We start from the raw sequence: 9709 nt of genomic DNA on the forward strand, positions 1-9709 counted from the left end.
CGGCGCTCGCCTTCCAGGCCTCGTTGCTCGACTGCGGCTCGACGGTCGGGGTCGGCCCGCTGGGCTCGACGGTGCGGCGGCGCGAGCTGACCGAGGGCGCCTGGGTCGATTTGCGGCCGCGCTGGATCAGCGGCGCCGACACGTTGTTCGAGCGGCTGCACGAGGTCGTGCCGTGGCACGCCGAGCGGCGGCCGATGTACGACCGGGTGGTCGACGTGCCGCGGCTGCTCAGCTTCTACGACGAGGCCGAGCTGCTGCCCGACCCGGCGCTGGTGGTGGCGAAGCGGCTGCTCGACGAGCACTACGCCGCCGAATTGGGTGAGAACTTCGCGACGGCCGGGCTGTGCCTGTACCGCGACGGGCGCGACAGCGTGGCCTGGCACGGCGACCGGATCGGCCGCGGGAACACGCACGACACGATGGTGGCGATCATCGTGCTCGGGGCGCCCAGGGCACTGTTGCTGCGCCCGCGCTACGGGGGCGGCCCGACGATCCGCAATGAGCTCGGGCACGGCGACCTCCTGGTGATGGGCGGGTCGTGCCAGCGCACCTGGGAGCACGCGGTGCCGAAGACCGCGCGGGCGATCGGGCCGCGGATCAGCGTGCAGTTCCGGCCCCGCGGCGTGCGCTGAGAGCTGCCTCACCTCGCCCGCCGGCCGACGTCACAGAACGCCGTCCCAGCTCGTCTGATGTTCGAGGGTTCAAGGTTGGAATGTCAGGACGGTGATTGGTCATGCACGTTTTCGTAGCAGGTGGCGCCGGGGTTCTCGGGCGGCGGTTGGTGCCGATGCTCGTCGCCCAAGGCCATGATGTGACGGCGACCACGACGGACGCGGGCAAGCGCGCCTTGCTCGCCGAGCTCGGCGCCGACCCCGTCGTCATGGACGGCCTCGACGCGGAATCGGTCGGTACGGCGGTCGCCGCGGCCCGGCCGGACGTGATCGTCAACCAGATGACGGCGATCTCTCTGCCGCACGGCGGCAAGCCCGACATCAAGCACATGGACCGCTGGTTCGCCACCACCAACCGGCTGCGCACCGAGGGAACCGACCACCTGCTGGCGGCCGCCGAGGCAAGCGGCGTCGCGCACTTCGTCGCGCAGAGCTACGGCAGCTGGAACGGCATCCGCGAGGGCAGCTGGATCAAGACCGAGGAGGAACCGCTCGACCCGCACGTCGGGACGGTCGCCCAGCCCGGGATGGCCGCCATCGCCTACCTGGAGAACGCCGTGGGCGCGGCCGGCGGGGCCATCCTGCGCTACGGCGGCTTCTACGGACCGGGCGCGAGTGACGACCAGGTCGAGCTCGTGCGCAAGCGCCAGTTCCCGCTCGTCGGCGGCGGCACCGGGTACAGCTCCTGGATCCACCTCGACGACGCGGCCACCGCGACCGTCCTCGCCGTGGAACAGAAGGCCACCGGCGTCTTCAACATCGTCGACGACGAACCGGCCCCGGCCAGCGAGTGGCTGCCGTACCTCGCCGAGTGCGCCGGCGCCAAGCCGCCGATGCGCGTGCCCAAGTGGCTCGCCCGAATGATCGCCGGCGACGTTGCGGTCGCCATGATGACCGAGGGACGCGGGTTCTCCAACGCCAAGGCCAAGCGCGAGCTAGGCTGGCAGCTGCGCTACCCCTCGTGGCGGCAGGGCTTCAAGGAAGCACTCAACTGACGAGCTCTACAGCCGGTGGGTCGGCGGACCGCTGCGCTGCATGCGGCCGCCGACCCGGGTGGCGACGACGGCGCCGTGCTCGACGAGCGCCTCAACGACGATCAGCGACGGACGGCCCAGCGTCCGGCCCTGCGCGATCTGCCACCGGTGCCATCCGTCGGGTCCGCCGCCGTGCCTGGCCAGGTAGGCGCCGAGCGCGCACGCAGCCACTCCGGTCGCCGGGTCCTCGACGTAGCCGGCCCGGCGGGGGAACTGCCGCGCCGCTGCGTCCGCACCCGCGGCGTCGAGCGTGAACGGATAGAACCCGGTCACGTCGAACTCGTCGCACGCCGCCCAGAGTTGCTCGAAATCCGGTGTCAGATCGTCAAGTGCGGCTTCGTCGGCCAGCGCGATCATCAGCTTGGGACGGGCCGTCGACACCGCCTGGATCGGCCCCACCCCGGCCGCGACCGACGATCGCGGGGCGCCGAGCGCGGACAGCACGCGGTCGCGCCCGTCCTCGTCGACCGGCTCACCGAACTGCGGCGCGAACTGGGCCACGGTCGCCTCCCCCGCGTCGGCGTCCCAGGCGACGTCCAGCACCCCGAGCGGCGTCTCGACCGCGGCCGGGCTGCGGGGCAACCGGCCGGACTGGCCGAGCAGGACGGCCGACGCCACCGTCGCGTGCACGCACATCTCCATCTCGTGCAGCGGGACGAAGTAGCGCAGGCGCACGTCGCCGCCGGCTTCCGGCGGCAGCACGAACGCCGTCTCGGCGCCGAACTCGGCCGCCCTCGCCTGCAGCTCGGCCGTCGTCGCCCCCTCGGCGCCGAACACCACCGGGCACGGGTTGCCGCCGCCCGGGCTGTCGGCGAAGACCGTCGTCCACACGACCTCGCCGTCCAAACCGATCACCCATCGAGCATGGCACGCGGTAGTCCGGACGCCGTGTCCGAAAGCCGCCAGCACGACGCCAGCCGGACGGCGAGCATTGATCACATGACAGCACTCCAGACCATTTTCCGTATCCACCCCATCCCAGCCGACGTGCTGGCCGAGGTCCGCCGGTGCGGCCGCGGTGACGCCGGCTATCCCGTCGAGCACCTGTGCGCCGAGGGCGGGGAGCCCCTGCGCTGTTGTCTGCGCAACGCGGTCGCCGGTGAGGCGCTGATCCTGTTCGGCTACGCGCCGCCGATTCCGGCCAGCCCGTACACCGAGATCGGCGCCGTGTACGCCCACGCCGCGGACTGCCCCGGACCCTTGCACACCGACCGCTACCCGGCGGACTGGCTGGGCAAGCCACAGGCGTTGCGGGCCTACGACGCGCGCGGCTGGATCCACCCGTCCACCACCACCCACGACGGCACCGACCCGGAGGCCGCGATCGCCGAGGTGCTGGCCGCCCCCGGCGTCGTCCAGGTGCACGGCCGCAACCTCGCCTACGGTTGCTTCATGTTCGCCGTCACGCGGGCAAACCTTTAGGCAACCGTGCTGCCCGTGTGGTAGCCAGCACGAGTGACGATCGAGGAGGTCAGGCACCGCCCGCGCTTCGTCCAACTCGTCGTATCGTGCGTTGTCCTCGGGATCGGGGTCGGCCTGCTGCTGACGGCCGCCCTCGGTTCCGACGGCTTCTCGACGCTGGTGAACGGCCTCACCATCGCGACCGGCGTGCCGTTCGCCGCCGTCAACGTGGCCGTCGGCGCAGTGTTCGTCGCGCTGGCGTGGTGGCGCGGGCTGCGGCCGGCCTGGGGCACGATCATCCAGCCCGTCGTGGTCGGCCTGACGATCAACGCCATGCTGGCGATCACGAGTGAGCCCGGCTCGCTCGCGTGGCGGATCGTGCTGCTGGCGGCCGCGTTCCCCGTTGTCGTCGTGGGTGTCGCGGGCTACCTCGGCAGCGGCGCCGGCCCGGGGCCGACCGAGGCCGCGCCAATCGCCTTCGACCCGCCGGTGCCGTTCAGGTGGAGCTACTCGTTCCTGCAGGGCAGCGGGGCGCTGATCGGCTGGTTGCTCGGCGCAGCGATCGGCGCGGGCACGGTGTTCGTGATCTTCCTGATCGGGCCGGCCGTCGACCTGGTGTCCCGCCGGGTCGCGCTGTTCGACATCCACGCGTCGTCCGCCGACCGGCGACCGCTCGTCGAGGATGAACTGTGCGGTCAGTGACGGGGTAGCGCCACGTCGCCCGGCCCGGCCAGCCACTCGCGGACGAGCTCGGTGTGCTCCCCCAGCGCCGGCGGAGCGCTCGGCGTGGCGACGTCGTTCGCGCGGTACCGGACCGGGTGGCGCACCTGCCGGCCGGTCCCGACCTCGACGGTGGGCTCCAGCCCGTAGTCGGCCGCGTGCGCGAACGCCGAACCGATGTCGCCGACCAGTGCCGCCGGCACGCCGGCCGTGGCGAGCCGTTGCTCCCATCCCGCGGCCGTGTCGCCGGCCAGCGCGTCCTCGAGCAGCGCCACGAGCGCGGGGCGGTTGACCACGCGGTCGGGGTTCGTCGCGAACCGGGCATCGTCGGCCAGCGCCGGGCGGTCCAGCGCCGCCGCCATCCGCCGGAACTGCCCGTCGTTGCCGCAGGCCACGGCGACCAGCCCGTCGGCGCAGCGCAGAGTCTCGTACGGGGCGATGGACGGGTGCTGGTTGCCCATCCGCCCCGGCGGGACGCCGGTGGCCAGATAGCCCGCCCCCTGATTGACCAGCCCGCCCAGCAGGCTGGACAGCAGGTCGACCTGCACGTGGTCGCCGGCGCCCGTCCGCGCCCGGGCCCGGAGTGCGGCCAGGATGCCGATCACCGCGTCCTTGCCGGTCAGCACATCGACCACCGCGACGCCGACCTTGCGCGGCTCACCGCCGGGCTCACCCGTGATGCTCATCAGGCCGCCCATGGCCTGGACGAGGAAGTCGTAGCCCGGCCGGTCACTGGCCGGGCCGAACCCGGTGATTGAGCAGTAGACGACCCGCGGGTTGGCCGCGGACACCGCGTCGTAGCCGAGACCGTAACGATCCAGGCCGCGCAGGTTGTGCACGACGACATCGGCCCGCCGGGCGAGCTCCACCGCCTCCGCGCGGTCGGCCTCGTCGGCCAGGTCGAGGGCGATGCCGAGCTTGCCGCGGTTGACGCAGTCGAAGTACGACGAGGACGTCGTCGTCCACGGCGGTCCCCACGCTCGCGTCTCGTCGCCCTCGCCCGGCCGCTCCACCTTCACCACGGTCGCGCCGAGATCGGCCAGCGTCATCGTCGCCAATGGACCGGCCAGCACCCGGCTGAAGTCGGCAACCAGGATCCCGTCCAGCGGCGTCATCCGACAATCGAAGCAGACCGCCGCCAGCCGGCAGCCCGGCTTAGTAAGGTCGCGCGGTGGGCGCTGATGACTGACACCGACGCCCCCGGCTCGCTCTGGCGCGGACGGACCCTGTGGGCCCGACAGCGGGCGGCTCCGATGCGCTCGTTCCTGCGCACCGAGTCGGGCAGCGCCGGGGCCCTCGTCGCCGCGATCGCCGCCGCCCTCATCTGGGCCAATATCGACGTCGGCTCCTACGACCGGTTCTGGCACACGGACCTGTCGTTCCGGCTCGGCTCGACCGGCATCAGCCACGACCTGCGCACGTGGGTGAACAGCGGCCTGATGACGCTGTTCTTCCTCGTCGTCGGGCTCGAGGCGCGGCGTGAGTTCGACCTCGGCGACCTGCGCGAACGGCGCCGGTTCCTTCTGCCGTTCGCCGCCGGGATCGTCGGCATGGCGATCCCCGTCCTCATCTACCTCGCGATCAACGGCGGCCGGTCGAGCGCCCACGGCTGGGGCATCGCGATGTCCACCGACACCGCGCTCGCGCTCGGCCTGCTGTCGATCCTCGGCCGCAATGTGCCCGACCGGGTGCGCGTGTTCCTGCTGACCGTGTTCGTCGTCGACGACCTCGCCGCGTTGCTCGTCATTGCCTTCGTCTACAGCGACGACATCAAGATGATGCCGCTCGCCATCGCCGTCGCGGTGTTCGCCCTGCTGGTCGTGACGACCGCGTTCTGGATGCGTCAGCGCTTCGTCTACACCACGCTCGGCATCGTCATCTGGGCCGCGCTGCTCAAGAGCGGCGTCGACCCGGTCGTCGCCGGCCTGGCCATCGGGCTGTCCGCGTCCGCCTACACCCCCAACCGCGGCGCGCTGGAGGAAGCGACCGGCGAGGTCCGCCGCTTCCGCGAGCAGCCGACCCCGAAACTCGCCCGGTCGGCCACCATCAGCCTCGCGTCGACGCTGTCACCGAACGCCCGGCTGCAGACGTTCTTCCATCCCTGGAGGAGCTACGTGATCGTCCCGGTGTTCGCGCTGTCCAACGCCGGCATCGTCCTCAACGGCGGGTTCCTGAAGCACGCCTACACGGCCCCGATCACGCTCGGCGTGTTGATCGGGTACGTCGCCGGCAAGCCGGTGGCGGTGATCGCCACCTCGTGGGCGGTCACCAAGCTCACCCGCGGCCGGGTCCGGCCGCCGGTCGGCTGGGCCGCGGTGATCGGCAGCGGCACCATCGCCGGCATCGGTTTCACCGTCGCGCTGCTGATCGCGACGCGGGCGTTCTCCGGCGTCGAGCTGGCCGAGGCCAAGCTCGGCGCCCTGTCGGCGGCGTTCATCGCGTCCGCGCTGACCTGGGCCGTCTACCGCTTCACCGCGACCCTGCCGCCGCTGAAGAAGGCCCGCGCGCTGCTCGGTGACACCGCCGTCATCCAGGACCTCATCCCCGCGGTCGATCCCGACGAGGACCACATCCGCGGCCCGGCCAACGCCTCGATCACCGTCATCGAGTTCGGCGACTTCCAGTGCCCGTACTGCGGGCAGGCCGAACCGGTCGTCCGCGACCTGCTGCACGACACCGACATCCGCTACGTCTGGCGCCACCTGCCGCTGTCCGACGTGCACCCGCAGGCGCAGCTCGCCGCCGAAGCCGCCGAAGCTGCTGCCGCCCAGGGCAACTTCTGGGAGATGCACGACGTGCTGCTGGACCACCAGGAGGAGCTGCGGCCGGTCGACCTCATGCGCTATGCCGCGGACCTCGGGCTGGACACGGCGCGCTTCCACGACGAGCTGATGCGCCACGTCCACCGCACCCGCATCGACCAGGACATCGAGTCGGCCGACCTCAGCGGCGTGTCCGGCACGCCGACGTTCTTCATCAACGGCCAGCGCCACTACGGCGCGTTCGACATCGCCTCACTGACCGCCGCGGTCAAGACCGCCCGGGCGCAGGCCGGGCTGCACCGCTGATGACCGGCCCGTTCGGGCTGGATCAACCGGAGCCGGCCAGCGTGGTGATCACCTCGATCAGGTTGTAGGCGGCCGGGAAGTCGGCCGCCTGGTAGCCCACCGTGGTCGGGCCGCGCAGCTCGACGCCCGGGATCATCGCGGCGTACTCGGTCATCCGCGGCCGCAAGAGGTCCATCTCGAGATCGACGGAACCGGAGAACGGCGGCCCGTTGCTCGGGGACGGGTGCTGCAGCGCCGTCTGCACGGCCGCCTCGATTCGGGCGCAGGCCTCGTCGGGGTGCAGGCTCTCGGCGGCGCGGTTCCCCACGGCCCGCTTCACCTCGACCGTCGCCATTCCCGGGACGACAGACGACGCCTCGCGGACGAGCGTGTCATCGCCGGTGGCCAGCACCGGAACAGCTCCGTAGTGAACGGCGAGGGCGGCGTTGAGGCCCAGCTCGCCGAGTTCTTCGCCGTTGCACCGGATTCGCGCCACCGTCGCCCCGCTCATGGTGTGCGCGAGCACCGAGGCGGCCGTGCCGGCCCGTCCGTGATAGCCGATGAAGCAGACGGCGTCGACGTCGCGGTCCACGCCGGTCAGCATGCTGAGCGGACGTGGTGCTCCGCGGAGGAGGGTGCACCCGCGGGCGAGCCGGTCCGGAACGATGTTGCGGAAGTCGGCGTGGGCGTCGACGACCACGACCGACGCCTCGGGGTCGTGGGCCCGTACGCCGCGGACGGCGGCGCTGGCCTCGTCGGTCATGTAGCCGCAGTTGCGGTCGTAGTGCGGCTGGCCGGGGGTGACATCCTCTGGCGCGGCCACGCCGGCCACGCCCTCCATGTCGACCGAGACAAGTACTCGCACTAGCCCTTCCCTTCGCCGATCGTCATTGGACCGTACTTCGGATCTGACTCGCAGCGCTGTCGCGTTCTCCTGGGCACCGACCGGTCCGCCGACAAGCCGAAGGCCCCGAACCGGTGTGGTTCGGGGCCTTCGCGGTCTCGCGGTGGAGGTGGCGGGAATCGAACCCGCGTCCTCCGTCGCTTCACCAGGGCTTCTCCGGGCGCAGTGTGCGGTGCCTCTACTCGACCCCGACGATCATGCACACAAGTCGTCAGTGACAGGCCCAGTCGCTGTGAGTTTTCCCGCCTGCCGCCGCGACCGCGGCGGGCGGTGAGTCACCTAGCTGATGCCAGCATCCGGGCCGGTGACGAACCCGGGCTGACAGACTTGCTCAGGCTGTACTAGGCAGCGAGAGCGAAGTCAGCGCGATTAGAATCGGCGCTTGTTTTTTGTTGCGTCGCTTGTTTAACGAGGGCAGCAACGCGAACCTCGGCCCGCTTCACCTGACTCCACGAACGGAGTCGAGACCATTCACCCCCTTGGGATCACCTCTCCAGGGTAGCGGAGCGGCGCTACTCCCCGCCCGTCCCGTACAGGCCCTCGCGCAGGGGCGCATCCGGCGCCTCCGGTGCGAGAAGAGAACCGCTCGGCGGAGTCGGCTGACGGGTCGACGACACGAAGGACGGCGTCGAGGACAGGAACCGGGCGGCGACCCCGTTCAGCCACGCGATCGACCCATCGTCCAAGCCGACACCGTCCAGCGTCCGCAGCAGCAACTGCGACTCGTCGAGCATCAGCCGCTGAACCCGGGCGCGCAGCAACACCTCCCGAGCGGCCGGCGACAACACCCGGGCCGCCTGCTCGGGATCGGCCGCGCCGACGACGTAGGTGGCGTCGAAGGGCGGGTCGTCCAGGGCGACGTGCTGCGGCGCATCGAGCGGGACGCCCGGCCGGCCGACGCCGGCCCGGTTGTCGATGACGAGGAACGGGACGCGGCCGGGCAGCGTCACGGTCAGCGTGCACCACTGCCCGCCGCTGTCGGGGCTGGCGTGTTCCTCGGCCACGGCCAGATAGCCGTAGGTGACGGTGTCGTGACGGCGCCGCACCCGGGCCGACCACGCGCCGCCGCCGAACGTCCGGGAATCGGTGATCTCGATGTCGGTGAAGCGGGCCAGCGCCGGTTTGCGCGGGACCTCGCTGGCCCGGGCCGCGGCCCGGCGCGACCGCAGCCACCGGCGGGCTTCGCTGGACACGATGACGAGCAGGATCACCGCGATCACGCCGGCCAGCACCGCCGCGCCAACCCGATCGAAGTCGATCCCCGCCCTCGGCAACCGGTCCCCCTCATTCATCCGCGGAGCAGCCGCTCCCCGTTGTACCAGCAGACGTCGCGCAACCAGTCCGGTCCCAGATCGAACTCCTGCAACGCCGCGAGCTGTGTGGCATACGCGTATGGAATGTTCGGGAAGTCCGTGCCCAGGACGACCTTGTCCTGCAGCTCTCCCAGTTGCCGGATGATGTCACGTCCCAGCGGCACGAGCGCGCTAAAGAACGGAGTGCCCACCATCGTCGTGTCGAGATGCACGTTCTCGTAGCGCCGGGCCAGGGCGAAATGCTCCGTGTACTCGGGCGCGCCCGCGTGCGCGATCACGGCCGTCAGCCGCGGGTGGCGGGACAGCACCTCGCCGAACGGCCCGGGGCCGGTGTGCGGGCCGGGCATCGGCCCGCTGCCGCAGTGCACGACGACAGGCGTCCCCGCGTCGGCCAGGAGTCCCCACACCTCGTCGAGCAGCGGGTCGCGCGGGTCGTACGCACCCACCTGCACGTGCGCCTTGAAGACCCTCGTCCCGGCCTCCAGCGCCTCTCGCACGTAACCGGCCGCCGACGGCTCCGGGAAGAACGTGCCGGTCGGGACGCAGCCGGGAGTCCGGGCGGCGAACTCGCGGGCCCATTCCGAGAGCCCCTGCGCCATGGCCGGCTTGTGCGGATAGA

At 71.6% G+C, this 9709-nt stretch carries 10 protein-coding genes and 1 other RNA gene; 5 read left to right on the top strand and 6 right to left on the bottom strand.

Annotation, left to right across the window (positions count from 1 at the left end):
* Positions 1 to 632: alpha-ketoglutarate-dependent dioxygenase AlkB (locus tag ABR571_RS00575; RefSeq protein ID WP_409451238.1), on the top strand; the 632-nt coding region annotated here is incomplete at its 5' end.
* Positions 633 to 733: 101 nt separating this feature from the next.
* Positions 734 to 1666: an NAD-dependent epimerase/dehydratase family protein gene (locus tag ABR571_RS00580; protein ID WP_409451239.1), complete on the top strand. Its 933-nt coding sequence runs from the start codon at positions 734 to 736 to the stop codon at positions 1664 to 1666.
* Positions 1667 to 1672: 6 nt separating this feature from the next.
* Here the strand turns inward: ABR571_RS00580 and ABR571_RS00585 are convergent, their stop codons facing one another.
* Positions 1673 to 2560: a PhzF family phenazine biosynthesis protein gene (locus ABR571_RS00585; protein ID WP_409451240.1), complete on the bottom strand. Its 888-nt coding sequence runs from the start codon at positions 2558 to 2560 to the stop codon at positions 1673 to 1675.
* 84 nt (positions 2561 to 2644) lie between these two features.
* On the opposite strand from ABR571_RS00585, the gene ABR571_RS00590 reads away from it, so the two are divergent.
* Complete coding sequence (locus tag ABR571_RS00590; RefSeq protein ID WP_409451241.1) at positions 2645 to 3127, top strand: DUF1203 domain-containing protein; 483 nt, start codon at positions 2645 to 2647, stop codon at positions 3125 to 3127.
* A gap of 33 nt (positions 3128 to 3160) precedes the next feature.
* On the top strand, positions 3161 to 3808 hold the full coding sequence (locus ABR571_RS00595; protein WP_409451242.1) for a YczE/YyaS/YitT family protein: 648 nt from the start codon (positions 3161 to 3163) through the stop codon (positions 3806 to 3808).
* On the opposite strand, the gene ABR571_RS00600 is transcribed toward ABR571_RS00595, so the two are convergent.
* The gene (locus ABR571_RS00600; protein ID WP_409451243.1) at positions 3802 to 4941 is read right to left on the bottom strand and encodes a CaiB/BaiF CoA transferase family protein; all 1140 of its coding nucleotides are present in this window, start codon (positions 4939 to 4941) and stop codon (positions 3802 to 3804) included. The genes ABR571_RS00595 and ABR571_RS00600 overlap by 7 nt on opposite strands.
* A 66-nt stretch (positions 4942 to 5007) precedes the next feature.
* Here ABR571_RS00600 and nhaA point away from each other — a divergent pair, with 66 nt between their 5' ends.
* On the top strand, positions 5008 to 6894 hold the full coding sequence (gene nhaA, locus ABR571_RS00605) for a Na+/H+ antiporter NhaA (RefSeq protein ID WP_409451244.1): 1887 nt from the start codon (positions 5008 to 5010) through the stop codon (positions 6892 to 6894).
* Between the two features lie 22 nt (positions 6895 to 6916).
* On the opposite strand, the gene ABR571_RS00610 is transcribed toward nhaA, so the two are convergent.
* From ABR571_RS00610 to ABR571_RS00625, 4 genes are all read right to left on the bottom strand, one after another.
* On the bottom strand, positions 6917 to 7738 hold the full coding sequence (locus ABR571_RS00610; RefSeq protein WP_409451245.1) for a M55 family metallopeptidase: 822 nt from the start codon (positions 7736 to 7738) through the stop codon (positions 6917 to 6919).
* Between the two features lie 140 nt (positions 7739 to 7878).
* Positions 7879 to 8256: a transfer-messenger RNA gene (ssrA, locus tag ABR571_RS00615) on the bottom strand.
* Positions 8257 to 8289: 33 nt separating this feature from the next.
* Positions 8290 to 9069, bottom strand: a complete 780-nt coding sequence (locus ABR571_RS00620) for a hypothetical protein (RefSeq protein ID WP_409451246.1) — start codon at positions 9067 to 9069, stop codon at positions 8290 to 8292.
* On the bottom strand, positions 9066 to 9709 hold a 644-nt coding region (locus ABR571_RS00625; protein WP_409451247.1), incomplete at its 5' end, for an amidohydrolase family protein. The genes ABR571_RS00625 and ABR571_RS00620, both read right to left, overlap by 4 nt.

Origin of the sequence: Jatrophihabitans sp., from assembly GCF_046262535.1 — a bacterium.
Lineage (GTDB): Bacteria > Actinomycetota > Actinomycetes > Mycobacteriales > Jatrophihabitantaceae > Jatrophihabitans.

Bases quoted from the DNA above. Each gene is read 5' to 3' on its own strand.
- ABR571_RS00580 (WP_409451239.1), top strand. From the start codon at position 734: ATGCACGTTTTCGTAGCAGGTGGCGCCGGGGTTCTCGGGCGGCGGTTG.
- nhaA (WP_409451244.1), top strand. From the start codon at position 5,008: ATGACTGACACCGACGCCCCCGGCTCGCTCTGGCGCGGACGGACCCTG.
- ABR571_RS00600 (WP_409451243.1), bottom strand. From the start codon at position 4,941: ATGACGCCGCTGGACGGGATCCTGGTTGCCGACTTCAGCCGGGTGCTG.
- ABR571_RS00590 (WP_409451241.1), top strand. From the start codon at position 2,645: ATGACAGCACTCCAGACCATTTTCCGTATCCACCCCATCCCAGCCGAC.
- ABR571_RS00620 (WP_409451246.1), bottom strand. From the start codon at position 9,069: ATGAATGAGGGGGACCGGTTGCCGAGGGCGGGGATCGACTTCGATCGG.